This window comes from Mesorhizobium sp. M0106 (assembly GCF_040322715.1).
Classification (GTDB): domain Bacteria; phylum Pseudomonadota; class Alphaproteobacteria; order Rhizobiales; family Rhizobiaceae; genus Mesorhizobium.
Genome location: NZ_JAMYUA010000061.1, coordinates 1 through 26542 on the forward strand (window position 1 = coordinate 1; position 26542 = coordinate 26542).

The 26542-nt window shown below is 59.6% G+C and carries 27 protein-coding genes, 2 tRNA genes and 1 pseudogene; 15 read left to right on the forward strand and 15 right to left on the reverse strand.

Features of this window, described 5'->3' with window-relative positions; genetic code table 11:
• From NKJ55_RS32165 to NKJ55_RS32210, 10 genes and pseudogenes are all read left to right on the forward strand, one after another.
• Positions 1-116 (forward strand): annotated as a pseudogene (locus NKJ55_RS32165) (IS630 family transposase); the annotation flags it as partial.
• A 422-nt stretch (positions 117-538) separates the two neighbouring features.
• Positions 539-916, forward strand: coding sequence for a VanZ family protein (locus tag NKJ55_RS32170; protein ID WP_023677392.1), 378 nt, complete (start codon positions 539-541; stop codon positions 914-916).
• Positions 917-1453: 537 nt separating this feature from the next.
• Positions 1454-2101, forward strand: a complete 648-nt coding sequence (locus tag NKJ55_RS32175) for a GntR family transcriptional regulator (RefSeq protein WP_352453407.1) — start codon at positions 1454-1456, stop codon at positions 2099-2101.
• An 85-nt stretch (positions 2102-2186) separates the two neighbouring features.
• Positions 2187-3032, forward strand: coding sequence for a transporter substrate-binding domain-containing protein (locus NKJ55_RS32180; RefSeq protein ID WP_352453408.1), 846 nt, complete (start codon positions 2187-2189; stop codon positions 3030-3032).
• Positions 3033-3117: 85 nt separating this feature from the next.
• Positions 3118-3831: an ABC transporter permease gene (locus tag NKJ55_RS32185; protein WP_502901469.1), complete on the forward strand. Its 714-nt coding sequence runs from the start codon at positions 3118-3120 to the stop codon at positions 3829-3831.
• A complete protein-coding gene (locus NKJ55_RS32190; protein ID WP_352453426.1) occupies positions 3828-4547 on the forward strand; it encodes an ABC transporter permease in 720 nt (239 codons plus the stop codon). Before NKJ55_RS32185 ends, NKJ55_RS32190 begins: the two co-directional genes overlap by 4 nt.
• Before the next feature lie 21 nt (positions 4548-4568).
• Positions 4569-6161 (forward strand): gamma-glutamyltransferase, encoded by a 1593-nt coding sequence (gene ggt, locus NKJ55_RS32195; RefSeq protein WP_352453409.1) that lies wholly within the window; start codon positions 4569-4571, stop codon positions 6159-6161.
• A 532-nt stretch (positions 6162-6693) separates the two neighbouring features.
• Positions 6694-7077, forward strand: a complete 384-nt coding sequence (locus NKJ55_RS32200) for a hypothetical protein (protein WP_352453410.1) — start codon at positions 6694-6696, stop codon at positions 7075-7077.
• Positions 7074-7829 carry an AAA family ATPase gene (locus NKJ55_RS32205; RefSeq protein ID WP_352453411.1) on the forward strand — a complete coding sequence of 252 codons (756 nt, stop codon included), beginning with the start codon at positions 7074-7076 and terminating at the stop codon, positions 7827-7829. Before NKJ55_RS32200 ends, NKJ55_RS32205 begins: the two co-directional genes overlap by 4 nt.
• 217 nt (positions 7830-8046) lie before the next feature.
• The gene (locus NKJ55_RS32210; RefSeq protein ID WP_352453412.1) at positions 8047-8661 is read left to right on the forward strand and encodes a class I SAM-dependent DNA methyltransferase; all 615 of its coding nucleotides are present in this window, start codon (positions 8047-8049) and stop codon (positions 8659-8661) included.
• A 411-nt stretch (positions 8662-9072) separates the two neighbouring features.
• Here NKJ55_RS32210 and NKJ55_RS32215 read toward each other — a convergent pair.
• From NKJ55_RS32215 to NKJ55_RS32260, 10 genes are all read right to left on the reverse strand, one after another.
• Positions 9073-9148 (reverse strand) — tRNA-Phe (locus tag NKJ55_RS32215).
• A gap of 375 nt (positions 9149-9523) precedes the next feature.
• Positions 9524-9715, reverse strand: a complete 192-nt coding sequence (gene yacG, locus NKJ55_RS32220; protein WP_023677402.1) for a DNA gyrase inhibitor YacG — start codon at positions 9713-9715, stop codon at positions 9524-9526.
• Positions 9712-10341 (reverse strand): Maf-like protein, encoded by a 630-nt coding sequence (locus tag NKJ55_RS32225; RefSeq protein WP_352453413.1) that lies wholly within the window; start codon positions 10339-10341, stop codon positions 9712-9714. The genes yacG and NKJ55_RS32225 overlap by 4 nt, the downstream gene beginning before the upstream one ends.
• Before the next feature lie 25 nt (positions 10342-10366).
• Positions 10367-10585, reverse strand: coding sequence for a translation initiation factor IF-1 (gene infA / locus NKJ55_RS32230; RefSeq protein ID WP_006200926.1), 219 nt, complete (start codon positions 10583-10585; stop codon positions 10367-10369).
• 89 nt (positions 10586-10674) lie between these two features.
• On the reverse strand, positions 10675-11142 hold the full coding sequence (locus NKJ55_RS32235) for an arsenate-mycothiol transferase ArsC (protein WP_352453427.1): 468 nt from the start codon (positions 11140-11142) through the stop codon (positions 10675-10677).
• A 1-nt stretch (position 11143) separates the two neighbouring features.
• Entirely contained in the window at positions 11144-11629 is a 486-nt protein-coding gene (locus tag NKJ55_RS32240) for a UPF0262 family protein (protein ID WP_292663977.1), read from the reverse strand.
• A 2-nt stretch (positions 11630-11631) separates the two neighbouring features.
• Positions 11632-12924, reverse strand: coding sequence for a histidinol dehydrogenase (hisD, locus tag NKJ55_RS32245; protein ID WP_352453414.1), 1293 nt, complete (start codon positions 12922-12924; stop codon positions 11632-11634).
• A 4-nt stretch (positions 12925-12928) separates the two neighbouring features.
• The gene (locus tag NKJ55_RS32250; RefSeq protein WP_352453415.1) at positions 12929-13363 is read right to left on the reverse strand and encodes a DUF2948 family protein; all 435 of its coding nucleotides are present in this window, start codon (positions 13361-13363) and stop codon (positions 12929-12931) included.
• Positions 13364-13663: 300 nt separating this feature from the next.
• Positions 13664-14956 carry a UDP-N-acetylglucosamine 1-carboxyvinyltransferase gene (gene murA, locus NKJ55_RS32255; RefSeq protein ID WP_352453416.1) on the reverse strand — a complete coding sequence of 431 codons (1293 nt, stop codon included), beginning with the start codon at positions 14954-14956 and terminating at the stop codon, positions 13664-13666.
• Positions 14957-15113: 157 nt separating this feature from the next.
• Positions 15114-15344: a hypothetical protein gene (locus NKJ55_RS32260; RefSeq protein WP_352453417.1), complete on the reverse strand. Its 231-nt coding sequence runs from the start codon at positions 15342-15344 to the stop codon at positions 15114-15116.
• A 160-nt stretch (positions 15345-15504) separates the two neighbouring features.
• Between NKJ55_RS32260 and NKJ55_RS32265 the strand changes: the two genes are divergently transcribed.
• Together NKJ55_RS32265 and NKJ55_RS32270 are read left to right on the forward strand one after the other, a co-directional pair.
• Positions 15505-15579 (forward strand) — tRNA-Thr (locus NKJ55_RS32265).
• Between the two features lie 78 nt (positions 15580-15657).
• Complete coding sequence (locus NKJ55_RS32270; RefSeq protein ID WP_352453418.1) at positions 15658-17214, forward strand: DUF6538 domain-containing protein; 1557 nt, start codon at positions 15658-15660, stop codon at positions 17212-17214.
• Between the two features lie 390 nt (positions 17215-17604).
• Here NKJ55_RS32270 and NKJ55_RS32275 read toward each other — a convergent pair whose 3' ends face one another.
• The gene (locus NKJ55_RS32275) at positions 17605-17934 is read right to left on the reverse strand and encodes a winged helix-turn-helix domain-containing protein (protein ID WP_352453428.1); all 330 of its coding nucleotides are present in this window, start codon (positions 17932-17934) and stop codon (positions 17605-17607) included.
• On the opposite strand from NKJ55_RS32275, the gene NKJ55_RS32280 reads away from it, so the two are divergent.
• Positions 17830-18438 (forward strand): hypothetical protein, encoded by a 609-nt coding sequence (locus NKJ55_RS32280; protein WP_352453429.1) that lies wholly within the window; start codon positions 17830-17832, stop codon positions 18436-18438. The two genes, NKJ55_RS32275 and NKJ55_RS32280, sit on opposite strands and share 105 nt — an antisense overlap.
• Positions 18439-18511: 73 nt before the next feature.
• Here the strand turns inward: NKJ55_RS32280 and NKJ55_RS32285 are convergent, their stop codons facing one another.
• The 4 genes from NKJ55_RS32285 to NKJ55_RS32300 form a co-directional block, all read right to left on the reverse strand.
• Positions 18512-18874: a hypothetical protein gene (locus tag NKJ55_RS32285; protein ID WP_352453419.1), complete on the reverse strand. Its 363-nt coding sequence runs from the start codon at positions 18872-18874 to the stop codon at positions 18512-18514.
• Between the two features lie 290 nt (positions 18875-19164).
• Positions 19165-19488: a hypothetical protein gene (locus NKJ55_RS32290; RefSeq protein WP_352453420.1), complete on the reverse strand. Its 324-nt coding sequence runs from the start codon at positions 19486-19488 to the stop codon at positions 19165-19167.
• Positions 19489-19904: 416 nt separating this feature from the next.
• Positions 19905-20546 (reverse strand): recombinase family protein, encoded by a 642-nt coding sequence (locus tag NKJ55_RS32295; protein WP_352453421.1) that lies wholly within the window; start codon positions 20544-20546, stop codon positions 19905-19907.
• A 71-nt stretch (positions 20547-20617) separates the two neighbouring features.
• A complete protein-coding gene (locus NKJ55_RS32300) occupies positions 20618-21076 on the reverse strand; it encodes an HNH endonuclease signature motif containing protein (RefSeq protein WP_352453422.1) in 459 nt (152 codons plus the stop codon).
• A 783-nt stretch (positions 21077-21859) separates the two neighbouring features.
• Here NKJ55_RS32300 and NKJ55_RS32305 point away from each other — a divergent pair.
• Complete coding sequence (locus NKJ55_RS32305; RefSeq protein ID WP_352453423.1) at positions 21860-24154, forward strand: ATP-binding protein; 2295 nt, start codon at positions 21860-21862, stop codon at positions 24152-24154.
• A gap of 41 nt (positions 24155-24195) precedes the next feature.
• On the forward strand, positions 24196-26169 hold the full coding sequence (locus NKJ55_RS32310; RefSeq protein ID WP_352453424.1) for a hypothetical protein: 1974 nt from the start codon (positions 24196-24198) through the stop codon (positions 26167-26169).
• Positions 26170-26542 lie beyond the last annotated feature (373 nt).

A 26542-nucleotide genomic window follows, 5' to 3' on the forward strand; every position in this document is an offset into this window, starting at 1 on the left:
AGAAACGTACCGTCGAGGACACTTGGCGCCACATCGGCCACCTCGTTGAAACGATCGAGGCAACCGAATGCAACAACTACTTCGCGAACGCCGGCTACGCTTCCATCAAAACGTGAAAGGCTCTAGTAACATCAGTCGCTACCGTGGCGCCCTGGCGCCCAGGCAACGGAGCCCGTCGTCCGACAGGGCGGCGGGCTTTTTTGACGCGGGTCGGTCATCACGCAATCGATGGAATTCTGGCCGGCGCTGCTTCGTGTGGCGTGGGGTAAGGTGCCCTGACGCAGCGCCGGCCAAGCGGAAATCAGGTCCGCCGCAGCCAGATTGTAGCCGCGCTGGCGCAGCAGGTAATTGCGTGATCGCGGAAGCTACACCATGCAGAGCCCTCCCCAGCAGTTCGGCCTGCCAGCGGCTGACCCGAGGCATTCATTCATTCTGACGATGCACCGGACGCCCCGACGGCGGAAATTGGACACCGCGCTCGCTCTCGATTCAGCGGCCGGTGTTCCCTGCAGATTTCGGACGAAAGGCCATTCTATCCTTGTTGCGCCTGGATTCTTATCAGATCGTGGCAAGGATTGCCTTTCCGGCCGCGTTTGCCGGCGTTCTGCTGTTCGCCCTTCTGCCGGAGCAACTCCTGCAGGGCCTTGGCTTGGCTTTCACGTTTGATCACGACAAGCTCAATCACGCCGCCGCCTTCGTCGTCCTGGCGGCTCTCGGAAGTCTCGGCTGGCCGGAACGCAAGGCGAAGCTGATCGTACTCCTCGTTCTCACGGGTGCGGCGATCGAGGGGCTTCAGGCCGTGCAACTGATAGGGCGCGACCCGGATTTATTCGACTGGGTGGCCGACTGCGCGGGAATCGCGTGCGGACTGATGGTTGCAGGCTGGACAAAGCGGCTCGCCGGCGGATTGCCATAGCTCGAAAGCGCATAACGGAATCGGCGCGCCCGTGCCCCAATAAGGGGAAAATGGCCGGCGCCACTTGGGGGGCGCGTTGGGGTAAGTTGCCTGATGGGGCGCCGGCCAGGCGGAAAAATTACGTCCGCCGCAAAGTAACATAGCAGGAACGGCAAAGCGCGGCAGTAGCGTGATCGCGGAAGGTCCGGGTTGGCGCCTCCGGTGCGGTGACCCGTTTTGGATCAACAAATCTGGCACCTGAATTGCACTGCAGGTAATGCCGGGAAATCCCGGCAATCGTCCCCGAATATGGGGCCTCGCCGCTTCGCAAATGGAGCGGCGGGCCTTTTTGCCGGATGTTGAAAAGCAGGCCGATCAGCGGCTTAGCTGATCACAGTGTGCTTAGCCCGATTTCCCCTACCAAGTGCTTATTCTCACAAGAGAAATTCTAAAGCGCCCAAGCATCGGTGCTTGACACAGGTTTCGACAACTGGATAAGTGGATACACAGATACGCTCTGATCGGACCTGGGACATGGCAGCTGACGCAATCGAGCCGTTGGGCATCACGACCGCCGAGGAGGAAGCTTATCGCCACATTCAGCGGGCCCTGAGGATGGGGCGTTATCGGGCCGGGGACCGGCTGATCCCGGAAGAGATCGCGACGGAAATCGGCATGAGCCGCATGCCGGTTCGCGAAGCATTCCGCCAACTGGCCGCGGAAGGTCTTGTGGTGATTCGCCCGAACCGTGGCTGCATCGTCGCCGGGCTTACCCTCGACGAGATCTACGAAACCTTTGAAATGCGCTCGGTGCTCGAAGGGCTGGCGGTGAGGCTTGCCATGCCGCACATCGATGTCGAAGTGCTTGAAGAACTGGAACGCCAGCTCGACCGCATGGAGCGCGCCAGCCAGACCGGCAGCAGCGACTGGGTCGTGCGCCATCAGGCCTTCCATCTGCAGATTTGCCAACTGAGCAACCGACCCAAGCTGGTCCGGCAGATTGCCAGCCTGCACGTCGTGATCGAGCCCTACCTGCGCATCTGGTTCGACTATGTCGACAAACCCGCCAGCGCGCGTGCCGAGCACGAGATCCTGATCGACGTGCTGCGGTCAGGTGATGCCGGCAAGGCTGAGATCGTCATGCGGGATCATATCGTCGAGACGGCGCCGCTTCTGGCCAACTTCGCAAGTCCCGGCCGCCGTTAGGGAATACCATCTAACTCGTTGAAGCCGGAAGATAATCCGGCACGACGAAAGGGAACTGCCATACCGGCAAAAAGAGGAGAATGATATGAAAATTAGCCGCATCGCAGCCATTGCGTCGGTCCTGTTCGGCCTGGTCCAGGCCGCCGTTGCACAAGAAACACCAAAGGCAATTACCATTGCCACCGAAGGAGCCTACGCGCCCTGGAATTTCACAACAGCCGACGGCAAGCTGGACGGCTTCGAAGTCGATCTCGCCAATGATCTGTGCGGGCGAATGAAGATCGAGTGCAAGATCGTCGCACAGGACTGGGACGGCATGATCCCCGCGCTGACCGTCGGCAAGTTCGACGTGATCATGGCGAGCACGTTCATCACTGAAAAGCGTCTGAAGATCATTGACTTTACCCAGCCGTATGCCGTGGATCCCTCAGGTTTCGCGGTCGCCAAGGATAGCGAACTGGGCAAGCTCGGCATCTCCAACGAGCGGTTGAAGCTGGACAATGAAGCCTCTGCGCAGGCGGCAATCGACAAGCTCAAGCCATTGCTGAAGGGAAAGATCATTGGAGTTCAGGCTGCAACGGCGAACCTGGAATTCCTGAAAAAATACTTCTCGGACGTCGCCGAGATTCGCGAATACAAGACCACCGAGCAACACGATCTCGATCTCGCCGCGGGTCGCATCGACGCGCTCTTCGCGCAACAGACAGCGCTGGCCGCCACCCTGAGCAAGCCGGAGTTCAGCGACTATACGCTTGCAGGACCAGGGTTTGTCGGGGGTCTCTTCGGTCTTGGCTCCGGGGCCGGTATCCGCAAAGAAGACACCAAGCTGAAAGACATGCTCAACGGCGCCATCGACGCCGCGACCGCCGACGGCACGATCAAAACCCTGTCGCTTAAATGGCTCAAGAGCGACGTCACTCCAGTCAAGTAAGCGCTTGCCGGCGAACGGCCATTCCTGACCACGTTCCGGAGCTGAGCCGTTCGTCCTGCCGGGGGGATCAATGCCGGGGGTATCAATGGTTGACGTATTCCGGCTGCTTGGTTTCCAGCACGGAGGTTGGGGGGCTGCTCTTCTCATGGCGGCCTCGGTCACAGTGCTCCTGTCTGTGCTGGGCTTTGCGCTTGGCGCTGTCTTTGGCGGGCTGGCAGCGGCCGGGCGTCTCCGCAACTCCAAAATATTGAGGTTCTTGGCCCTTGGCTATTGCACGGTTTTCAGGGGCGTGCCCGACCTTCTGACCATTTATCTGCTTTACTATGGAGGTAGTGTCGCCCTGACCTCGCTTGGTCATAGCCTGGGCGGGTCCGGATTCGTCGGCGTTCCGGCCTTTGCCACTGGAACCTTGGCTATCGCGATCATCTCGGGCGCCTATCAAGCCGAGGTCTATCGAGGGGCTTACCTCGCCATCGACCAGGGACAGCACGATGCCGCTTGCGCGCTTGGTCTCAACCGGCTGCAGCGGCTGCGACAGGTTATTTTTCCCCAGCTCCTGAGATACGCGCTGCCAGGTCTCGGCAATGTGTGGCAGTTGGTTCTGAAGGACTCGTCGCTGATATCGGTAATCGGCCTCGTTGAACTGATGCGCCAGGCGCAGATCGCTGCAGGTTCGACCCGTGAACCGTTCATCTTCTACATTGCTGCAGCCTTGCTCTATCTGGCTATCGCTTCCGTCACGGGCCACGCCTTTTACCGTCTGGAACGGAAGGCGCCGTGGCGCGTCCGGTCGGCATGATAGATTTCGGTTTTTTCCTCGAAATCCTGCCGAAGCTACTCGCCGGCCTGCCGCTCACGATGGAACTGGCCCTGACTTCCATCGTTGCCGGCTTCGTTCTTGCCGTCACATTGGCGCTTGCCCAGCAATCGGAATCGCCCTTTGTCGTCTTGCCGATCCGTGGCTTCGTTGCCGTGTTCAGGGGCACGCCTCTGCTGGTGCAGATTTTTCTGACCTATTATGGCCTTGGTCAATTCCGGCACCAACTGTCGGCAATTGGATTATGGGCCGTTTTCCGCGAACCCTACTGGTGCGCAATCATCGCGCTGACACTCAACACCACCGCCTATGGCAGCGAAATCCTCCGCGGCGCGATTCAATCGGTGCCACGCGGCCTTGTCGAGGCGGCCCGGTCTGTCGGCCTGTCCACCTATTTGACCTATCGGCACGTTATCCTGCCGCTGGCCTTTCGCCAGGCGCTGCCGAGTTACGGCAATGAAATCATCCTGATGATCAAGGGCACGTCTCTGGCTTCCATCGTGACCTTGATGGAGGTGACTGGAATTGCCCAGGGATTGATCTCCCAGACCTATCGCGCCTTTGAAGTCTTCATCTGCGCGGGCGCCATTTATCTCACTTTGAACTTCGCGATCATCCGTGCCTTGGCGGCACTCGAATACTGGATGTCGCGGCATCTGCGGCACCGCCCCTCGACGATGAGCGACGCCGCCTCTTGAGCACGATCAGAAGGGCATAGCATGCGAAATTTTGAGAAACCAACGCGCTCGGTCGTCGTTTCACGCGAGGCCATGGCCGCCACCTCTCATCCGTCGGCGACCCTGACGGCGGTGGAGATCATGGCGGCCGGCGGCAACGCCATGGATGCCGCCATCGCAGCCTGCGCGGTGCAATGTGTCGTCGAGCCAGCCTCGACCGGCATTGGAGGCGACTGCTTCGCTCTTCTGTCGCGAAACGGATCCGGCGAGGTCATCGCCTACAACGGATCGGGCAGGACACCGGCCGCCCTCACAATTGACTGGTTCCTCGAACGTGGCATGGCGGAGGTGGCCCGCAATTCTCCTGGCTCCGTCACCATCCCGGGAGCCATCGATGCCTGGACCAGATTGCACGCTGATCATGGGCATATGCCCTTCGATCAAATCCTGGCCCCCGCTATACGTTTCGCCGAGGAAGGCTACGCCATTTCACCGCGGGTCCATCGTGACTGGGCGTTGGAAGAAGAACTTCTGGCCGCCGATGGAGCCGCGAAACGGATTTTCCTGCCAAACGGCCGCGCGCCAGGCGTTGGCGAAGTGCATCGCCAGCCTGAGTTGGCTGCAACGCTGCGGCTGATCGCCAAGAAGGGACGAGAGGCCTTCTACACTGGCCCTGTGGCCGGAGACATGGTCGCCTATCTTCGTGGGCTCGGCGGATTGCACACACTCGAAGATTTCGCCTCGGCAACAGGCGAATACGTGACCCCGATCAGCACGGCGTTCCGAGGCTGCGATGTGTTCGAATGTCCGCCGAATGGCCAGGGTGTGATCGCGCTGCTCATTCTAAATATCCTCTCGCGCTTCGAAGCGCACGGCGACCCGCAATCCGCGGACCGGCTTCACCTGGAAATCGAAGCAACACGCCTCGCTTACGCCGCGCGTGACCTGCTCGTCGCCGATCCTGATGCGTCCGAGGTCCCGGTGGCCGACATGTTGTCGAATGCCTGGGCCGATCGTCTGGCCGGCATGATTGACCTAAAGCGCGCCCGCGCGGACCTGCCGGCGTTCGATATGCCGCTGCACAGCGACACGGTCTATATTTCCGTTGTCGATAAGGATCGCAATGCGGTCAGTTTCATCAACTCGGTCTTCGACAGCTTTGGCTCGGGCCTGGTCTCGCCACGCTCCGGTGTCGTCTTGCACAATCGCGGGCAAAGCTTTTCGCTTGACCCCAAGCACCCCAATGCAGTGGCGCCGAACAAGCGACCTTTGCATACCATCATACCCGGGATGCTTGCGAGAGACGGCCGGGCAGAAATGCCTTTCGGCGTTATGGGTGGCTACTACCAGGCAATGGGCCATGCGCACCTGCTGACGAAGGTGCTCGACTTCGGGATGGATCTGCAGGAGGCGATTGATCTGCCGCGGGTCGCCCCCGTCAGCGGCACCATGAACGTCCAGGCCGAACACGGGCTCGCTGGCGAAACCGTAGCTGAACTTAGCCGACGCGGTTTCGAAATCATTCCGGCCACGGACCCGATCGGCGGTGCGCAGGCCATTCGCATCGATTGGGCAAACGGGACCCTGCTGGGCGGTTCTGAACCGCGCAAGGACGGCTGCGCCCTCGGTCTGTAGAGCGGTTATGGCCAGAGCGGGATCCAAGATGCCGAAGATGCTCTTCATCGTCATTTGGCCGGCGAGCAGGAGCCGCTGGCGCCATGGTCCAGATAATTCTTGCACGCCATCGACAATCCGATCGGCGCGAGGGTGTCACCCATGTCTTAGGTACAACTGTCACCCATGTCTCCGGGCCGTACAGGGAAAAAATGGTGCCCAGAGGCGGTTCGAACCACCGACACGCGGATTTTCAGTCCGCTTTCGGTGATTGATATTGTTCAGATTTTAGGCCGAATGTCGCGTTTGTGTCGCGTCAAGCCAAAAAGCGCCCGCTCGGCCTGAACTCGTTGCCCTGTTCAGCGTCCAAACACGCGTGCCGTGGTGCCGACAGTCATTCAGATGGATGATGGTATGGTTCGGCACTCCTAGTAAGCTCCGATCCACAGGCAATTTAGAGACTTTCTGAGGTCCATATTCCTATGGGCGCAAGCGGCGCGACGACGGAGGTGTTGGCGCAGGCGGCGGGGTCGGGTCGTCGAGGCTCGCACGCGTGGAAGCCACGACGACCGACGTCGACCAACGGGCAACCGTGGGGCGCTCGATCGATCAGGAGATGGCACGGGCGACGAGCCAGTTCGACAGCGACAGGCGTGTCAACCAGCCGCAAGCGCAGGCGATCGAGAAGCAATTGCAAGTTCTCAAGTCAACCGGCAACGCTGTCGCGGCTCAACAGGCGGGACTGCACGCCATGGAAAGGCAGTCTCCCGCCGCATCGCATCTCCTCCAAAGCTTTTTGCGGCGTCAGCAGGATGCCAGCGAGCGGGGTCAACTCGGCCAGGCTGATGCCAGAGTGTTTACGCTCGCCACACCGCCGGAGCGGGCGAACTCGCTTCATCCGATCTTTCTGCGTCCTGTTCGGGAGGTCCCTACATGATCATCGAGTTGTTCGGTCCGCCTGGTGCAGGCAAGACGACCCTTCTCCGCGCCCTTTGCCGTGAGCTGGCGAAACGCGACATCCGTGTGAAGACAGTCAATGGCTATCGCCGGATTGATTTTGTGTCTTTCGGCAGCGAAGTCGATTCGGTCGAGGATGAAGGCCCGGAGACACGCCATGGCATCCAGCGTCTGGTGCACAAGCTCGCCACCGCGAGTCCGGTCTTGTTCTCGACCCCGCCGAGCGAGGGGGCCGCTGCGCGGCTTTTGGCATCGATCCCTCCAAAAAGTCGAATATGGGCGTTGCGTCTGAAGATCGACGTCGTTTTGCTCTTCGAAGCCTGGAATACAGCGCAGGCCTCAGAAGGGTACTTCATTTTCGAAGAGGGCATCGTTCAGGCGTTGTGTGCGCTCGTCCTGTTGGCACGAAATCCAAGTATCGACATGGTTCGAAATTGCCTGACGTTCCTGCCGCGACCGGATCTCCTCATTCAAGTCGACGCGCCCGGGGAAACGCTGCGCCACCGCCTCATTGAGCGGTATGCGCGGCAGCCGTACCTCGAGCGCCTTCTCGAAGTCGGAGTGGTCAGGGGCCTGAAGCAAGCGGATATCGCGAGGGAGATCGGCCAATGCCTGCAAGACAAATGGCCGCTGATGCGTGTCGACGGCCTCGACCCACGCAATTTCGAACAGGTCGTCGCGCGCATCGTGGGGCACGGATTGCCCGCGACGGCATGCGTCGGGCCAGACTAGAGGCGCGAGTTGCATGGTGCTCACGGTGAGATCGTTCGTTGGCATTCGCAGATTTCTGCGGGCGCAGTGGCGACCGTTAGGCAGCGTCCATGAGAACCGTGCACCCGCTCTTCGGGGTTACCGAGCAAGCCACCAGACGGATGGGTACGGTGCCCATTACTCCGACACGTTCCGGTCCGGCTACTATGCAGCTCTGTGGTCGGGTATCGAAAAGCCTTTGGTCGAACGTATTCTCCTGCCTGTCGGCGGGCCGAACCGGAAATGCCTGGACTTCGCATGCGGCACAGGCCGCATAGCAAATATCGCAGCTCAATTTTTTGGTGAAGTCGTCGGCGTTGACATCTCCCAATCTATGCTGGCTAGCGCACGGGTTCCGAAGAACGTGAAATTGGTCCGCGCTGATATTACGTTCTCTCCGCTTGCCGAAAGGTTCGACGTGGTCACGGCATTCAGATTCTTCCTCAATGCTGAAGATGAGCTCAGGAAGGATGCACTGTCGGCCATCAGCGCGCATTTGAACGAAGGCGGATTGCTTATCTCGAATATCCACATGAATGCGACCTCGCCAATAGGGCTGGTCTGCCGCATTCTGAACCGTTATGCAGGAGGGACAGTCCGCCATACTTTGAGCATTAAAGGATACGAGCAGACGCTCATTGCAAATGGCTTTATTGTCGAGCGGATAGTTGGGTACGGTTTTTTGCCGCGTCCCGGGAAATTGCTGCCAAGACTCTGCGAAATATTGATCGTGCCGTTTGAAAGGATCTGCGCAAGTGCCAGGATTCCGGCGGAGCTTGCGCAGAATTTCCTGGTGGTTGCCAGAAAGCGGTAAAGCCGGCGGGCACATGAAATTTGAAACCGAGCATTTGCCATGAGGCTGGTCTTTGTTGAAGCTATTGGCAGGAAAGTATCGAGTGTCGTTTTTGGCTGCGCTTCGCTTGTCTCAATCAGACAAAGCGCTGCTCGCCTCTGCTCATCAGTGCGTTTGGCGACGGCGCTCGCCGGTGACCAACGATGCACTTGCCTATCGTTCGCCCTGTTGAGGCGGCCTGACCGAATCCTCTGGTATGGCCTTTGCCCCGCTTACAAAAGTCATACCAGACCTCATTCGCTTCGCTTCCTACAGTCCGTGCTCGCTCATCGAGCACCCGATTGATCGGACAGCAACATCGGCGCGACATGAAATGCCGTAAGTCGCCAAGTTGGCGACACCGGAAGCCATTGATTTTATATGAGGAAGTAGTGGTGCCCAGAGGCGGATTCGAACCACCGACACGCGGATTTTCAGTCCGCTGCTCTACCAACTGAGCTATCTGGGCCTGCTCCGGTGGGCGGCAATCTGCACACCGGGTTCATGAAAGCGCCGTCGGCACCCCTTGAAAGCGCGTGGGTTATAGCACGGGAATTCGGCCTGTCCAGCGCTTAGAGCATGATCCCGAAAAGTGGAATCCGGTTTTCGGAAAAGATCATGCTCAAACAAAAAGCATGATCCCGAAAAGTGGAATCCGGTTTTCGGAAAAGATCATGCTCAAACAAAACGCCAGAACCTGTTCCGTCCGACAGTGCCCGGATGGAACAAGTTCTGGACATTGATTTCAGGCGGGAAACGACAGGCAGTCCGCAAGGCCGATCATCGGTCACGATCGCGGCTGCGAAACCGTCCCAAACCTGTGGAAAACTGCAGGTGGACGGCGCTATTTCTGGTCGTCGTTCTCGTCCTCGTCGTCCCGGCCCGGGATGACGTAGACCCCCTTCAGCCAGCGGTTGAGGTCGATGTCCTTGCAGCGCGTCGAGCAGAACGGGTAGGTTTCGCGCGCCGATGGCTTGCCGCATTCGGGGCAGGGCCGCTTGGGCCGCAATGGCGTGACCTTGTCGTCCGGGCTCATATCCGCGCACCCGACAGCCAGTTGACGTGCACCTTAAACCCTTCGCCGCTCAAAAGCGCTACCGTCTCGTAGAGTGGCAGGCCGACGACGTTGGTGTAGGAGCCGACAAGCTTGACGACGAAGGCGCCGGCAAGCCCCTGGACGCCATAGCCGCCGGCCTTGCCGCGCCATTCTCCGGATGCGATGTAGGCCTCGATCTCCTCGCGCGGCAGCCGCTTGAAACGCACCCTGGTCTCGACCAGCCGCAAGCGCTGCTTGCCGCCCGGCGTGATCAGGCAGATACCGGAATAGACCCGGTGCGAACGGCCGGACAAAAGCCCGAGGCAGTTGGCGGCGTCGTCGAGCGTCTCGGCCTTGGGCAGGATGCGCCGCCCGACGGCAACCACCGTGTCGGCGGCCAGCACGAAGCTCGGCAGGTAGTCGGCTTCGGTCTTCAGCGAAGCCAGCGCCTTCTCGGCCTTTTGTGTTGCCAGGCGCTTGGCCAGCGAGCGCGGGTGCTCGGCGCGCAGCGGCGTCTCGTCGACATCAGCCGGCAGCACACGGTCCGGCTCGATGCCGGCCTGCTGCAGCAGCTCGATCCGGCGTGGCGAACCCGAGGCAAGCACGAGCTTCTGCAAAATGCCCATCGCGATCCCGGCCGGGTTCTTGAACTTACTTGAAGCGGTAGGTGATGCGGCCCTTGGTCAGGTCGTAGGGCGTCATCTCGACCAGGACCTTGTCGCCGGTCAAAACGCGGATGCGGTTCTTGCGCATGCGGCCGGCCGTATGGGCGATGATTTCATGTTCGTTTTCGAGCTTGACCCTGAACATTGCGTTGGGCAGCAGTTCCGTCACGACACCCGGAAACTCGAGGACTTCTTCCTTCGGCATTCGATACCTTTGCTTGGATGGGTACTTCCAGCGCCCCGGCCGGAAAGTTGCGCGGAACCTATATGATAAACGTCCGCTTGTGAACATGCTTAATCCGCGGCGTTTTTAGCCCCGTTGCCGAGAAAACGGCGGCCGATCCGCGCCTTCAGCCGCTCGCGCACGTCGCGGTAGGCGGCCATGATCTGCTCGCGCGTGCCGCTGACGCCGGTCGGGTCGGGCATAGGCCAATACTCGACCTCGACGGCCAGCGAGCGGGTGAGCTCGAGCGCGGTGTGGTGAGCTTCCGGTGCGAGCGTGACGATCAGGTCGAAATAGTCGTCCTCGAGGTCGTCCATCGTTCTCGGGTGCCGTTCGCCCAGCGACAGCCCTTCTTCGGCCAGCACGGCATCGACGAACGGATCGCGTTCGCCGCCGCGCACTCCCGCCGAGGCGACGAAGGTGGTGGCCGGAAGCACCTTGCGCGCCAGCAATTCGGCCATCGGCGAGCGCACGGCGTTCATACCGCAGACAAACAGGATCGAGCGGGGCAGGATCGGGCGGGGCAGCGGGGCGGCCAGTTCAGCCTCGCCAGTGCAGCACGCAAACCAGCGTGAACAGCCGGCGCGCCGTGTCGAAGTCAATCTCGATCTTGCCGGCAAGGCGGTCCATCAGCGTCTGCGAGCCTTCATTGTGCAGGCCGCGCCGGCCCATGTCGATCGCCTCGATGTGGCTGGGTGTCGCGGTGCGGATGGCATCGTAATAGCTTTCGCAGATCATGTAGTAATCCTTGACGATGCGCCGAAGCGGCGTCAGCGACAGGATGTGGGTGACCACGGCTGCGCCGTCCTCGCGCGCCACCGCGAACACCAGCCGGGACTCGGCCAGCGACAGTTTCAGCCGGTACGGGCCGGCGCCGTCGTCATTGACCGGCTGGAAGCGGTTCTCCTCTATCAGGTCGAAGATCGCCACCGCCCGCTCATGCTCGACATCGGGCGTCGAGCGGCCGATCGTCTCGTCGAGCTCGACATCGATCAGCCTGGCGCGGGTTTGGTCGTAGTCGGACATTTCTACATGTTCAGCCGGATGGCGACGGAGCGTCCATGCGCATCGAGGCCTTCCGCCTTGGCGAGCGTGATCGCCGCCGGCGCCAGCGCCCGCAACTGCTCCGGCCCGAGCTTCAGGACCGAGGTGCGCTTGACGAAATCGAGCACCGAAAGCCCGGACGAAAAGCGCGCCGAGCGCGCCGTCGGCAGCACGTGGTTGGAGCCGGCGACATAGTCACCGATGGCTTCCGGCGTATGACGGCCGAGAAACACCGCACCGGCATTGCGCATCCGCGCCAGGAAGGCCTCTGGGTCGTCGACGGCAAGCTCGACATGTTCGGCCGCGATGCGGTCGACCAGCGGCAGTGCTGCCTCGATCGTCGGCACCAGGACTATGGCGCCAAAATCGCGCCAGCTCGCTGCCGCCGTTTCTCCGCGCGGCAGGTTCTGCAACTGCCGCTCCACCGCCTGTTCGACCGCTACGCCAAAGGCACGGTCGTCGGTGATCAGGATCGACTGCGCCGACACATCGTGTTCGGCCTGGGCGAGGAGGTCGGCGGCGATCCAGTCCGGATCGTTGCTGCCGTCGGCGACGACCAGCACTTCCGACGGCCCGGCGATCATGTCGATGCCCACCGTGCCGAACACCTGGCGCTTGGCTGCAGCGACATAGGCATTGCCGGGGCCGACGATCTTGGCGACGGGCTTTATAGTCTCGGTGCCATAGGCAAGGGCCGCGATCGCCTGGGCACCACCAACGCGGTAGATTTCGGAGACACCGGCAAGGTCGGCTGTCACCAGCACCAGCGGCGGCACCTCGCCGCCGGAGGCCGGCACCACCATGGCGATGCGCTCGACGCCGGCGACCTTGGCCGGCACCGCGTTCATCAGCACCGAACTCGGATAGCTTGCCGTGCCGCCCGGCACGTAGAGCCCGACGGCCTCGATTGCCGTCCAGCGCGAGCCGAGCTCGACGCCGGCGGCATCGGTGTAGCGGTCGTCCTGCGGCAGCTGCCGCTGGTGGTGGGAGCGGATGCGCTCGCGCGCGAATTTCAGCGCCTCGACCGTCTGCGGATCGGCGGCCTCGTAAGCCTTGGCAATGTCGTCCCTGGAGACGGCGATGCCGAGCCTGGCCAGGTCACCGCCGCCGAATTTCTGCGTGTACCCGACCAGCGCCGCGTCGCCCTCGGCACGCACCTTGGCGATGATCTCGCGCACCACGGCGTCGACATCGGCCGAGACTTCCCGCTTGGTCAGCAGGAACGCGGCAAAGCGCTGCTCGAAATCGGCGTCGGACTGGCGAAGCGTGATGGCCATCACATCAGACCCTGTGGACCGGGCGCGACGTCGCTTCCCAGGCGCCGCCGACATCGGCAAGCCGTGCCTCGATGCATTCGACATCGAGCATGATCGCGCCGCCGCCCGAAAAGATCAGCTCGACGATGCCGGCCGGCTTGTCGAGCGCGAGAAAGCTGATCGCCAGCAGCGACAGCACTTCGTCGGGCTTGTCGCGGGCAATGCCGCTGGTCTTGGCGCCGAGCACCCGGTCGAAATGCAGCACGGCCTGCCGCCGCTCATTGTGCTGGCGCAAGAAACCGGATTTCGCCTCCCACACGAAGCGGTTCATGGTCAGCACGAAGCGCTTTACAGAAGGCAGGTATTCGAGATCGCCGACCTTCATGACGGCATCCTGGACATGCGCCGAGATGATGCTCAGATCCTGATCGTCGAGCGCGACAAGCTTGAGGCCATTCATGCGGAATTCGCACCTGCGAGTTGATTATTCGACCTTCTGTTAGGCGGTCTTTCCGGCTCGTGCAACCGCGCCGGAAGTCTTGGCCAGGCAATCGCTCCGGTCGGCGCCGCCCCTCATCCCCCTGCCGGGACCTTCTCCCGTATAGGGACGGGTGTAGGGGCTGGCCGCAACCTCGGCACCCTCTCCGCAACGCTGGAGATTGGCGAAATCCTTTGCGAGGCGGTCCTGCTCTCCGTCCCTATACGGCGAGAAGATGCCGGCAGGCAGGTGAGGGGCAGCGCCGACCTGAGCCTGCTATCATCACCCCGAAATGCGCTCGATTTCCGCGCCGCAGCCGGACAGCTTTTCCTCCAGCCGCTCGAAGCCGCGGTCGAGATGGTAGACGCGGTTGACCGTGGTTTCGCCTTCGGCCGCAAGGCCGGCGATGACCAGCGACACCGAGGCCCGAAGATCGGTCGCCATGACCGGCGCGCCCTTCAGCTTCGCTACGCCGTCGACGATCGCCGTCTGGCCGGACAGGGTGATGTGGGCGCCGAGCCGGGCGAGTTCCTGGACGTGCATGAAGCGGTTTTCGAAGATCGTCTCGGTGATGCGCGACTTGCCCTTGGCCATCGTCATCAGGCCCATAAACTGCGCCTGTAGATCGGTCGGGAAAGCCGGGAAGGGCGCCGTCGTCACGTCGACCGGCGAAATGCCGGCGCCGTTGCGCCTGACGCGGATGCCGGAATTAGTCTGCGTGATCTCGGCGCCGGTCTGCGAAATGATGTCGAGCGCCGTCTGCAACAGGTCGGGCCGCGCGCCTTCCAGCACGACGTCGCCGCCGGTCATCGCCACCGCCATTGCATAGGTGCCGGTCTCGATACGGTCGGGGATCACCCTGACGCGGGCACCCGACAGCGCCTCGACGCCGTCGATGGTGATGGTCGCCGTGCCGGCGCCGGAGATCTTCGCGCCCATGGCGTTGAGGCATTCGGCGAGGTTGACGATCTCCGGCTCGCGGGCGGCATTTTCGAGCACCGTCTCGCCCTTGGCCAGCGAGGCCGCCATCATCAGCACATGGGTGGCGCCGACCGAGACTTTCGGGAACACATAACGGTTGCCGACAAGCCGGCCGTTCCTGGCTTTGGCGATGACGTAGCCGGTGTCGACGTCGATATCGGCGCCCAGCGCCTGCAGACCTTCGAGGAAGAGGTCAACCGGCCGTGTGCCGATGGCGCAGCCGCCGGGCAGCGACACCTTGGCCTCGCCCATGCGGGCCAGCAGCGGGCCGATCACCCAGAACGAGGCCCGCATCTTCGACACCAGCTCGTAAGGCGCCGTCGTGTCGACGATGTTGCGGGCGGAGAAAGTGATGGTGCGCGAATAGCCTTCCTGCTGCTTTTCGCGGCGGCCATTGACCGAATAGTCGACGCCGTGATTGCCGAGGATGCGGATCAGCTGCTCGACATCGGCCAGATGCGGCACGTTTTCCAGCGTCAGCGTGTCATCGGTCAAAAGCGCGGCGATCATCAGCGGCAGCGCAGCGTTTTTCGCGCCCGAGATCGGAATGCTTCCGGCAAGCTTGTTGCCGCCGACAATTCTGATGCGATCCATGAAGAGCGTCCCCTCGGCGCCAAGGCCGGTTTAAATCGGTTGAGTCTGTTGCGGCCATCTAGACCATTGGCCGGCTTGGTTCAAGAAACAGGCTACTCCCCACTTTGGCCCACGCCGACTTGGCCAAAGTACCGGCGACCAACATAGCCGATTCGCGTTAATCTTTTTTCATCGCCGCCTGCAGCCCCTCCGGCAGCTCGTCGGCCTCGCCAGCGCGCCGCTTGTCGGCGTCGCTGGTCCTTCGTGAGCGCGATTGCGCCTTGCGCTTCTGCAGGTTGGCGCGCAACTGCTCGGCCAGCCGGTCCTTGCGGCCCGTTCCGGCCTTTTTCGCTGAACCATCCTTCTTCGGTGATCCATCCTTGTTCGGAGAAACTGTCTTGCCGTTCATCGTTCTGTCCCCGGCCGGCGACCCGCCGGTGCGTATCAAGGGATAGCCAACATTGTGGCACGGCCATGTCCGCAACGATCGCCCGGTGCGGCCTTTCAACCCGTCTTTGTCTTGGCCTTGCGCTTGCCGGTTCGATATGGCAGAAGCCCCGCCATCGGCGGCTGCGGTAGCTCAGTGGTAGAGCACTCCCTTGGTAAGGGAGAGGTCGAGAGTTCAATCCTCTCTCGCAGCACCAGATTTTTCTGTTGGAAATCAGAAAGATAGGCGCTATCAGGACTTGGAGACACCTCGGTTCTACACAGAGGTGCTACACATGGTCCTTCTGATGCCGAGCCCACAAAAGAGCAAATCAGGCGTATATTACTTCCGTCAGCGCGTCCCCGCTGATCTGAGGCGGAAGGTGGGGAGGGCTGAACTTCTCTACTCACTCCGCACGAAAGACCCCGCCGAAGCGAAAGCGCGGTTCGCGCAGGAGGCCGCAAAGGTCGCTATGCGCTGGAAGGCGCTCAGGGCCGTGCCGGCCCCACTCCCGCATGTCCAACTTGTGGCACTCGCGGGCGAACTCTATCGGCGACAAATGGCGCTGCTCCGGGCCGAACCCGGGGAGCCTGAATTATGGACGGAGGTTCTGAAGCTATTGGGGCGGCTCGATGATGGCGGCAGTGATGCCCTCGCAAGATGGTATGGCCCCACTGCCGACGAGTTGTTGCAGGAACAGGGCCTTGCTACCGACGCCGCCAGCCGGACACGACTAATTCAGGAAGCTCATAGCGCCTATCGGCAGGCGGCGGAGCAGCTGCTTCGGCACGCCAGAGGCGACTACCGTCCGGACCCAGATGCGGGCCGGTTCCCGGAACTTACTACGGCCTCGAACAACGCACAGAGCGCCTCGAAGGGTGTCACTATTGGCGACCTGTTCGACCTTTGGAAGCGCGACCACCTTGCGGACGGGAAATCGCAGCGGACCCCTCGCGACCATCGGCAGAAGATTGACGACTTCATTGCCTACTTGGGACATGAGGACACCGCCCGCGTGACCCCTAAGGACGTGTCGGACTGGACGGAGAGTTTGCGGCACGAACGCGGGCTTGCGGCGAAGACGGTGAGCGACAAGTACCTTTCGGCCTTACGTGCGGTGTTCGGGGCAGGGGTCGCCAAGTTCCGAATTGAGAGAAACCCGGTTTCGCCCGTGCGCGTCAAGGTTCCCAAGCGGGTCCTTGAGCGGTCTCGGGGGTACACTGACGATGAGGCCGCAAAGGTGTTGAAAGCAGCCTTGGAAGCCTTGAATGCACCCGGCAATACGTCGCCCGTCAACAGGCTTGTCTATCGCTGGCTACCTTGGATTTGTGCATACACGGGGGCGCGGGGCGGCGAAATTGCACAACTGCGAAAAGAGGATTTCACGGTCGAGGCGGGTATCCATTGCATCCGCATCACGCCAGAGGCCGGGTCGGTGAAGTCAGGCGAGTATCGCATAGTTCCCCTACACCCCCACCTGATTGAACAGGGCTTGCTAAAGATGGTTGAGGGGGCGAAGGGCGGGCCACTCTTTTATGCTGAAAGCAGGCGGCAGCGTAAGGCAGGGTCATCGCGGGCCGGCTACGCCCGTGGCAAGGCGAGTGAGTGGGTGCGCAAGACCGTCAAGATTACGGACAGACGCGTGCAGCCAAATCACGGCTGGCGGCACCGCTTCAAGACCATTGCCCGCGATGTGGGGATTGAGCAACGGTATATGGACGCCATTCAAGGTCACACCGACGGGAGCGCGTCGGCCTCTTATGGGGAAAACACGGTGCGGGCGCTGTACCGTGAGATACAGAAGCTTCCGCGCTACGATCTGGGGAAGAAATCGGACCTCCGGCGCAAATAAGGCGTCGAACGCCGGAGGCCGTTGTTTCCTTTACTTGGGAACGTGAAGCCAAATGGGACATCGGTAGTTGCGATGATCGAAGCGAAAGAAGCCGAGAAACCGATGGTTCCCGGCCCGTATAAGAAGCGAGTTGGATAAAGATGGTGAAAATGCACGTTGCCGCTATTTGGATTTCTGGATTGATCGCAAGCGGGCTCGCGGTTGCACTTGTCGGTGCTGCCCTTCTCCACGACCCGGCCGGAGCAGTCTGGGGTATAGTGTGCGGGATGTCTGCTTTTACGTGCGCCCGCCTTTGGCTCGCCGAGGCTGCAAGAAATTCAAATTGACCCACTGCCGGGACATCGGCTGTTTCCTTACTAGGGAAACGTCGACCCAAATGGGACACGGGCCTTAAGCAGCATCCCGCAGGCTCCGGACGTGCCGTGAGACGGTCTGTTTGGGAAGCGATGTCCGCCGAGCAATCTCGGCCTGTGAATGTCCTTGGCGGAGAAGGTGAGCAATCGAGGCCCGCCTCCTCTCGACGTTCCTCACCGGCGCTCTGGCCGACCTGATCGCGTTTTCGACGAGAAGCTGTCCCCGCCGCGTCACCAAGATAACCTCGCTCACGGCACCGTTATGGAGCATCTTGATCGGAATGGCGAGGTTCGCCTTGACGGCATGCCGGGTAAGCTCTGGCGTGTGATAGTATTGCGGCTTCACGAACTCAGGGACTTTGACCATAGCAACGTCCTTGCAGGCCAAGACCCGGTGCACGAGGCCAAGCCGTACCAACAAATCTGTGAGTTTGTGCGGCGAGAGCCCTACTGCCTTCGCCAGCTTGTGGATGGTCAGACAGTCAGCCGCCCGCTGTCCGTTCAACGGGTTGACGATCTCGCCGGGTTTGCGGCTTATGCCGCGTGGGAGCGCAAATCCCCGATTGACCCGGTTCGCTTGCGTCCCCGCCCAGCGAAATCTGTCGAGACGCCCGTCTGGAAGGTTTCGAAGCGGTTTGCCGCCAAGGTCCAGCGCTTCAGCTCGCATGGCAGCGATCCACGCCCTGTAAGAACTCATCGGCTGTCCCTCGCGGCCGCTTCGGTCGCCGCAGTATCTATCTCGCGCTCGCCCCGACGCCGTGTGCCCCATCCCCGTTTGGCGGCCTTGCTGGCCTCCTTCCGGTTCCTTTTGATCGCGGCCTCGGCCTCCGCCGCCGACTTCAACGGGCGGCCCCTGCTCGGGTCGAATTGAAGTGATTGGGCTGGCGTCTCGCGAAGCTGTACCTTGCTCCCAACTGCGCTGTTCGTGCCGTTCGTAGTCGTGTTCATTTCAACTCCTTGATTGCGGTTCTGATGTCTTCTTGCGTTTTCCGGGCATCCTCCCGGTCTTGTTCGTCGAGTGCCGCGAGACGAAGCCCAGCGGCCCCGAAGGCGGTTGCGAGCATCTGCCCCAGGATTGCTCCGGCCTTGGGCGTCATTTCCCGATAGACGCGCTGCTCACGTCCCGTACGGTGATCGTACCGTCGTCCAGAATGGCGACTGGAAAGGGATCTCACCCGCCGCGCGAGCTGGAGCCGGAAGCCCGCGTCCGACGCGAACCGGCTAGGCCGTTCACTCCAGAGCACGAACATGGCGAGCGCCGTCACCATGACAGCCCGTCCGGCAGCGTCGGTGCCGATATTCAGCACCTCGCGGGCCGCGTTTCGGTGATGGCGGTTGCCTATTGCCTTGGACGCATCAGCGCGGGCTTGGCCTACGATCTCCCCCCAGCGCCCCTCTAAGTGTGCCCAAAGGGGACTGTTGGCGTTCTTTGCGATACGTGCTTCCACCCGCAACCGGTATGGCGTGAGTTCGCCTTTGGTTACGCTCGTTTGCCGGGGGTCTCCTTGCCGTCGAAGGCTGCTTTTGTGTCGGCGGCAGTGACGAGAGAAACGTGAGGATGCGGGAAGCTGACAATTAGGGACGTGGCAGACCCCAGTCATTGACCCTCGCATTCATCGTCATCTTGATCGGAGGGTAGTGCGCGGTCGGCGAGGATGGACAGACCGACCATTGCTTCTTGGACTTTCTGCTGGAAGGCGTGGCCGTCGGCGGATAGCCCCAGCGCTACGGCGTGGGCGGCTGTCAACAGCATCGCGGCAACGGCACTAGCCTCCGCCACAGCGTTCATATCGTTGTCAGTTAGTACGTCGTCATTGTCCGCGACCGCGTCCCAGACGACGCTTTCAACGTCGGCGAGCTTGTCCGAGAGCCGCTCGTTGCGGCCGTCTATTTCGCGGATGATCTCATTCAGTTTTTGCATGCAATTGTTCTCCTTGCTTGTTTGTATCCGCCCCTGGGCACGCAGGGACGGAAGTGGAAATCTTGCTGGGCCTGCCGGTCGTCGGCGGCACGCCTGGCTTGCGTCCGTTTCAGTCATCGCTAGAGAGCTAGCTCCCGACACGGTTCGCTGGTCGGTCCTTGCTTCGCTGGGAGAGGCGCAGCTGGAGGAGCGCGAACTGTCGAGCCCTCCGGACACACTTTCACCTGCCACCGCCGTCGTGGCGGCTGCGAAGGCTTGGAAATATATTCACGATGTCAAAGAACCCAGGACCCGTAGGTGCCTGTCGGAGACGCCTTCCCCGTTCCCGGAACCGCAAGGGTTCCGAGATGATGAAGCCGCTTCTTCCTGCTGTGGTGCTGGCGACCCTTGGGTCTTATCCCTTGCGCCTTCCCCCGCTACTCTTCTTCTTCTTCCTCGACCTCTTCCCGGTGCGATCCGGTGGGGAAGGGCAGCGATGGTTCGCCGGTGTCCTCCGCTCTTCCGGCCAGTTCGAGTGCCCTGTAGACGCTTGCTTTGCTCAGCCCGGTCTTCTGAATGATGTCAGGGATTAGAAGGCCGTCCTCCCGCATCGAGCGAATTTGCGCTGCGATCTCCGCCGTCACCTGGACCTTTCTTCCAAACTTTGTTCCCTTCTCTTTTGCCTTGGCGATGCCGTCCATCTGGCGCTCCTTCCGGATCGCGGTTTCAAACTCCGCGAAGACAGCCAGCATTTGAAGCATCGCTTTGCCGGCCGGCGTGCTGGTATCGATCTGCTGATCGAGTACTCGGAGCGCCACTCCCTTGCCTTGGAGTTGTTGTACAATTTGGAGCAGGTCAGTCGCTGACCGGGCCAGCCGGTCGATTTTGGTGATGACGAAGGCATCGCCTTTGCGGGCGAAGCGCAGCGCTTCTTTCAGCGCCGGGCGGTTGGTGTCCACACCGGAACGTTTCTCCTCGAAGATGTGGTCCGGCTCGACCCCGATGGCTCGCATCTTGTCCCGCTGGACTTCCAAGCTCTGCCCTAATGAGGAAACTCTGATGTAGGCCACGAGGGCCATGTCTCATAACTCCTTAAGTGTTTCGATAACGAACTTATGAGACACGAAAAGAGACACGTCAAGAGGCAGTCTCAATAATTATACGATTTGAGACGAGGCAAGCAGTCGGGCACACCACATGCACGGGCTGGGAGGTTTTTGGCCCGACCCCGCGTCAATGTATTCCCGGTCGCGTTCTGGAGAGATCGGCGGCCCCCAATCTTCAAAGCACTGGCGGGGTGCCACTTCCCTTTCAGGACAGCTTGAGCAACCTTAGATTGGTAGTCCTTGTGGCCGAGAGGCACCGCCGCGCGATGTCGCGCAGTGTTGCATTGCAGGCAGGCTGCGACGATGTTGCGACGAATATCGGGGCCGCCTTCACTGCGTGGGATCAAATGTTCGGCAGTGGCTCGAAAGCGACGCCTAAGGTTGGTCGATATGCGGGGTTCTAGCGAACCCTTCGCAGTCGCTTTCCCAAATAGGATAACCGCAATAGTAACAGCTGTAGTTTGAGCGATAAGCGCGGCTCGCCGCAGTGTTTGAATGCACATGCCTTTCCCCGCCGGAAATTGATCCGGCCGTTAGAGAGCTGGCACAGCATGCTCTTATGTTAAGTCCCATCAGGCGGGACGATGTGCCCACACAGATGGGCACACCAACCTGTTGGCAGATGTCTTAGAATGTCAAGCGGGGGAGTTCCCCCGGGCGGTCGGGAGGTATCGCGAGGCTTCTACGGTCAAATTCGCCCGGAGGGCCGCACTGTGGTGACGGAAGGGGTACGGGGGGTCTGCGCGGCATCAACTGTCGAGTTCGACCCTTCGCATTTTTCTGGTAAATTGAAACGGCCCGATCCTACTCAAGAATATTCGACCAAACACTACCCATCTCCATTAGGCTGACCGAATGTCGCTCCATTGGGTCAACCCTCCTGTCTACGTGGGACTGATCTACCTAGGCTCCGCTATGGGGTCAGCCTTGTAAACAGGCTCTGTCCGGATTGGCTGGTGGCCATCACCACGCGGTTCTAACCGCCAGAGTTCATGAGATCACCCTTGAGTTCAGTCAGATAGACACAGGCTGATTGCGGAATGCCGCATGGGCGGGGCCCAAAAGCATTCTTCTTCAGGGCTCGGAGATTGACCCGCAGGGAGCCTCACGAATCGCGCGTTCCTTGAGACCCCTCACAAATCTTGTCGATTGATGGACTGTTTCCGGCCCGGCTGCAGGGTTTCTAGCCTGAGCCCCGCCAGGGCATTCTGTTGCCCTGTGGGGCATCTCGTGCTCAAAAGGGGAGGCGGGGCGGCTCTAAGGCCGGTGGGGTTTTGAGGACAGATATGGCATCACTGGACGACTATCTAACGGGGCAATTCCATTCTGATAAGCAGGAGGTGCGAAAGCTTGAGGCGACTATAGCAGAAACATGCCGGACGCTGCTTTCTACCCTTGATGATACTTTTGCGTGGCCCTACCGCATTGCGAGAAACAACGCAGCGAAAAGCGCAACTAAGGTATCCCATAGCACGACCGCTATGGTCGCTCTTGCGCTGCAAAAAGCGCTGGGAGCTTGGCACGACCCGTTCAGGCCCCAATCGTCGCAGAAAATTGATTTGCATCTGTTTGGCGGTGGCGACGCGGAAAAGGAAAGGAGACCAAGAGCCCTGGAGGCAGTGGAAACTGCCTGCAAACTGTTGCGCACTTCAACAATAACGGGCGGGGTAGTAGCAACTGAATCTGGAACATATGGGATAAATGACCCGATCACGCTTTCCTTTTTGGCGTCTCTAGTGGCGGGATCGAAAGAAAATAGAAAGTGGAGTGCGCACAGGAAGTATGTTGCCAGCCAAGTGCACCACTTGATAAAATTATCTCCTCTTGAGCAGTACGCTAAGTTTTTTGACTTTGAGGGTAAGAATGAGAGTGAGCCGGTTCCCAACGCTCTTATCCCTTTGCGCATTGTGCAAACTGCAAAAAGCTTATCGGATCTCCCGGTAGATCTTTCTGCCTTCAGGAGATATTTCGAAACGACTTTGCACGATCAGCTATCTTTCAGCTCGATACCCGACAGTCGATTTGATCCTGCAGAGCTTGCATTTTGCTTGGAGGGACTTCTTCTGTCTCAACAGAACGCCGTTGACAGGCCGTTGTTTGATCGCGTCTTAGAAGTTCTAACTGGTGCTCAAAAAAATAGCGCCTTTTGGCGCCCAACAAAACCGTTCCTTGCAACTGACAGGGGTCTGACGCTCTTCCCGGTCAGCGTAGAGGTTGCAAATTCCCTTCTACGGTCTTGCGAGACGTTCGATGGAAAGAGCCTCCGGAATACAGTGGGGTCGGCGAATATCAGCCTCTTTCGGCGATATTTCCAATGGCTGAACGCGAGAAAGATAACCTTCGCGGCAAAGGGAAAAGCGGGGACAGAAGAAGTTTTCGTCGGCTGGGACTCAGAGCACGTAAATCAGATCGACTTTATTCATATTTGGGAATCCAGCCAAGTTTTAGAGTTTCTGATAGCGTTCCACAGGCTCCTTCGTGCCCACATAGCACGTACGAGTCTCGCGTTGTCTCGATTTGACGTCAGGTCGCCCCATTTCCCACGGCAAGACTGGTCCAAAATAACCGAGAAATACGAGCCGGCAGCGTCGCTTGGGGATGAATATCGGGTCTACAAGCGTATCGGAGATGATTTTTTGGAGGGTTGGTTGGGGCGATCGAGCAAGAGGAGCTACTCCATGTTGCTCTATGGCCCGCCCGGGACCGGGAAGACGACCGTGGCTGAGAACCTATCTGAGGCTTTGGGATTTCCGCTAATCACCATCACTGTGAGCGATTTCTTGGCAGGTGGGGAAGGCCAGGTCGAAGCTCGGGCGAAGGCGATCTTCGACGTTTTGGAGGCTCAATCAGATTGCATAGTCCTCTTCGATGAGATCGACGCATTTCTTCTAGACCGCGATACAACGAGGTATGCAGATCAAGACACGGTTTTTCAATTTATGACGCCGGGCATGCTTACCAAGCTCAACAATCTGCGCAAATCTGAAAGGTTGATTTTCATCGTAGCGACCAACTACGAAAATCGAATTGACCCAGCAATCAAGCGCACGGGGCGCATCGATCGGCGCTATCTGCTACTTCCCTATGACAAGAGAGGAAGAGAGGTGACGATCTCGTCGCTGATAGGAGATGGCGGGGCGGGTCGCATTCCGGCCAAGGTGGTCGAAGACTCATTGTTCCTCGGATATGGGGATCTAAGAAATACCATCGTGGGACCCATTACTCGCGGGAGGGTTAACGCGCTTGCTGAACGCCTGGCGAGGTTACAGCGCACTACCCGCCTAGCCTCGTTCACGAACAGGCTTCCAGACGAGAAGAACGAAAGCATTGAACAAAAAGGCAAGTGGCCGCTTGAGGAGTTTATATGCCTGATGGCTTTGGCTTTGGAAATAGAAGGGTCTCAGCTTGGCGAGGAACTCATAGATAAAACGGCATGCAAAGGGGCGCTGAAGGCGGCAGATTATCTTGGGCACCCTGTGCTGCCCAACTTCATCGCGTCTTTCGCCTCAGGGCTAGCTTCCGACGCGCAGGGCAGGGTGTCTACTTTTCTGCAAAAAATCAAAGAAGACGGCCAAAAATGATTTCTAAAGCGAACGCGCCGCTAACTTCTTCGGAGGAGAGAGTGTCCGATTTTTCAGACCAGAAAGCGCTACTGTTTCAGGCTTGGCAGTGCGTGCTCGCTGAATCATCCGCGGTCTATCTAAGTGGCCCAATTACGACCGGTCCGCGCTTCCTTGAGTGGTTTGTCAAGTCAAAGTCATTGGAGGGTGCCGACTTTCAGAAAGAGTTGAAGGCTTTCGTTGTGGAGCCGAACAGCCGTGACATAAAGGATACAGCAACACAATTACGCGCGGAATTGAATGAGCCAATTCTCGAACCAGCCAGTCTATACATACCGGGCTGGAACCAGAGACAATACCTTGATCTTTGGTCAACAGTGATAGACCGTTTCGTTAAGCGCCTTGTGGTAATGTCTGGTTGGCAATATAGCGTCGGGTGTGCAACCGAGCTGACACACGCGTTCGAGCTCGGCCTACCCATCTCCACTATCGACGGCGAGCTGCTTACTGTGGAGATGGCGTGTGACCTCTTGGAAGACGCTTTGCGCGGTCCTGCTGGCCAACTTCTTCCCGATCTAAAACAGTCCCACTCTAATCTTAGACAGCTACGCACAATCGCGCCGCGAAAGGCCTCAGCGCCGGGCGTCACTTCCCTGCGAAAGGACGAGTCCCTCGATCATCTCGCGGATACGATGAATGTTGCCCAATTCGTAAGTTTTTCACCGGCGCGGGGGCGGCTTCGTCAGGAATACTCAAGGGTCCTAGATAACTCTCCAAACCATCTCTTTAATGATGTGCGAGAGGCGCTTTCGACGCTTCTGGAGCGAAGCTCCGAAGGCACGTTGAATCTTCGAAGCTTCACACCTGAGAGCCCGCAAAGCCGTGAGTTTATCTACGGCATAGATAATCTTGATTATGCCGAGAGTGTTGCGAAAAGGCTGGGTGGCGAAGGCCTTTATGTAATTGCCAACGAAACAATCGATGTCCATGACGGTGGAGTCTCCGGCGTCGCGATGGGAGGCATAACCGAGTTTGTGCCGGATGATACACCACGAGGAGTCGAAAAGCCTGGGGTGGCTTCGCTCCCAAGCGACTGGGCAAATAGGATGTTGTCGGCCGTTTATGGAATTACGCCTGATATTAATTTCGGTCGCGACGTGAGAGTTGAATTTAGTATCCATCCCAAACCCCGAGGCTGGCGTCATGCTCATACCATCGGTTGGGAACTTGGGCCGGCTTTGGGTCCAGATCTTACGGCAAAGCTGGCTTGGCCTAATCTATTCAGTCGGTTGGTTGGCGACAAAGTGTTTGGGTTGCTCATTGCACACCTCGCGGGTTTGCCCGTCCCTTATACTACAGTCATGAACCGGCGAATCGCTCCGTTTTCATTCGGGCGTCAGACGGGCAGCCTTGAAAAGTGGTTGCGTACAAGCCCCAGAGAACAACTGCCGGGCAAGTTCACCACCAGAAAAGGTTGGGCCGACCCCTTTGCGTTGATGGCCCACGAGGACGCAGACGGGGACCAGATAGTGTCTGTGCTTTCGCAAGCCGCCGTCGACGCAAAGTATGCGGGCGCGGCCATCGTCACAGCCGATGGGCATCTATTGATTGAAGGCAAAGCCGGAGAAGGCGATGTGTTTATGATGGGGTCGAGTGGTCCGCAACGCCTTCCGCTTGATGTAGAGCTTGCTGTCTCCTCACTTTATTCCAGAGCTCATCGCGTTTTAGGACCTGTGCGATTCGAATGGGTTTTTGACGGCTCTTCGGCTTGGATTGTGCAGCTGCACCGAGGGGCAACGGAAAGCAGTGGCACTGTGGTGGTCCCCGGGGAGGCCAAACATTGGGTTTCGTTTGATATCGAAAACGGATTGACCGAGCTTACCAAGCTGGTGCAGTCGCTCAGAGGCAAATCTGGAATCCTGTTGCGCGGTGACGTAGGCCTTACCAGTCATATTGCTGACGTTGTGCGAAAAGGCCGGATTCCCACTAGAATAGAGAAACCCGCAATTCGAGCTAACGCAGTCCACAAGGCGTGATCTACGCCTGCACTATAGTGCCTTAGTAGTACGCATCACCATTTGAACGCCGGGCTATTAATGCACGGGCGAAACGCCGGTCCTGTTGACGAACCGGAAATCGGGAAGCCTGCCGGGGGCGTGGATGCTGTCAAAATTTGTTGGCGGCGGACGAAAGCTTGGCGAGAACGGCCGAGAGCCATCGGGTTCGTCAGAAAAATGAAAGGGGGGCGGGGGGAGAACCGCCTCCTATCGCGACAAAATTCGTGTCGAGTTGAGGGCTCAGATTTTTGCGTCAGTTTTAGATGAGTAAGCGCGAATTTCCCCGCACCTTTTGCTGTTGAGTGCTCTGATGCATGAGGTGTCCACCAAAATAGGTGGACACCTTGTGATG

Excerpts from the sequence above, each read along its gene's own strand:
- NKJ55_RS32240 (WP_292663977.1), bottom strand. The coding sequence starts at position 11,629 with ATGTCCGACTACGACCAAACCCGCGCCAGGCTGATCGATGTCGAGCTC.
- yacG (WP_023677402.1), bottom strand. The coding sequence starts at position 9,715 with ATGAGCCCGGACGACAAGGTCACGCCATTGCGGCCCAAGCGGCCCTGC.
- NKJ55_RS32295 (WP_352453421.1), bottom strand. The coding sequence starts at position 20,546 with ATGGCCCTCGTGGCCTACATCAGAGTTTCCTCATTAGGGCAGAGCTTG.
- infA (WP_006200926.1), bottom strand. The coding sequence starts at position 10,585 with ATGCCGAAGGAAGAAGTCCTCGAGTTTCCGGGTGTCGTGACGGAACTG.
- NKJ55_RS32305 (WP_352453423.1), top strand. The coding sequence starts at position 21,860 with ATGGCATCACTGGACGACTATCTAACGGGGCAATTCCATTCTGATAAG.
- NKJ55_RS32225 (WP_352453413.1), bottom strand. The coding sequence starts at position 10,341 with ATGGGCATTTTGCAGAAGCTCGTGCTTGCCTCGGGTTCGCCACGCCGG.
- NKJ55_RS32260 (WP_352453417.1), bottom strand. The coding sequence starts at position 15,344 with ATGAACGGCAAGACAGTTTCTCCGAACAAGGATGGATCACCGAAGAAG.
- NKJ55_RS32180 (WP_352453408.1), top strand. The coding sequence starts at position 2,187 with ATGAAAATTAGCCGCATCGCAGCCATTGCGTCGGTCCTGTTCGGCCTG.
- ggt (WP_352453409.1), top strand. The coding sequence starts at position 4,569 with ATGCGAAATTTTGAGAAACCAACGCGCTCGGTCGTCGTTTCACGCGAG.
- NKJ55_RS32270 (WP_352453418.1), top strand. The coding sequence starts at position 15,658 with ATGGTCCTTCTGATGCCGAGCCCACAAAAGAGCAAATCAGGCGTATAT.
- hisD (WP_352453414.1), bottom strand. The coding sequence starts at position 12,924 with ATGGCCATCACGCTTCGCCAGTCCGACGCCGATTTCGAGCAGCGCTTT.
- murA (WP_352453416.1), bottom strand. The coding sequence starts at position 14,956 with ATGGATCGCATCAGAATTGTCGGCGGCAACAAGCTTGCCGGAAGCATT.
- NKJ55_RS32185 (WP_502901469.1), top strand. The coding sequence starts at position 3,118 with ATGGTTGACGTATTCCGGCTGCTTGGTTTCCAGCACGGAGGTTGGGGG.
- NKJ55_RS32190 (WP_352453426.1), top strand. The coding sequence starts at position 3,828 with ATGATAGATTTCGGTTTTTTCCTCGAAATCCTGCCGAAGCTACTCGCC.
- NKJ55_RS32250 (WP_352453415.1), bottom strand. The coding sequence starts at position 13,363 with ATGAATGGCCTCAAGCTTGTCGCGCTCGACGATCAGGATCTGAGCATC.
- NKJ55_RS32290 (WP_352453420.1), bottom strand. The coding sequence starts at position 19,488 with ATGCAAAAACTGAATGAGATCATCCGCGAAATAGACGGCCGCAACGAG.
- NKJ55_RS32300 (WP_352453422.1), bottom strand. The coding sequence starts at position 21,076 with ATGTGCATTCAAACACTGCGGCGAGCCGCGCTTATCGCTCAAACTACA.
- NKJ55_RS32280 (WP_352453429.1), top strand. The coding sequence starts at position 17,830 with ATGGAGCATCTTGATCGGAATGGCGAGGTTCGCCTTGACGGCATGCCG.
- NKJ55_RS32205 (WP_352453411.1), top strand. The coding sequence starts at position 7,074 with ATGATCATCGAGTTGTTCGGTCCGCCTGGTGCAGGCAAGACGACCCTT.
- NKJ55_RS32275 (WP_352453428.1), bottom strand. The coding sequence starts at position 17,934 with ATGGTCAAAGTCCCTGAGTTCGTGAAGCCGCAATACTATCACACGCCA.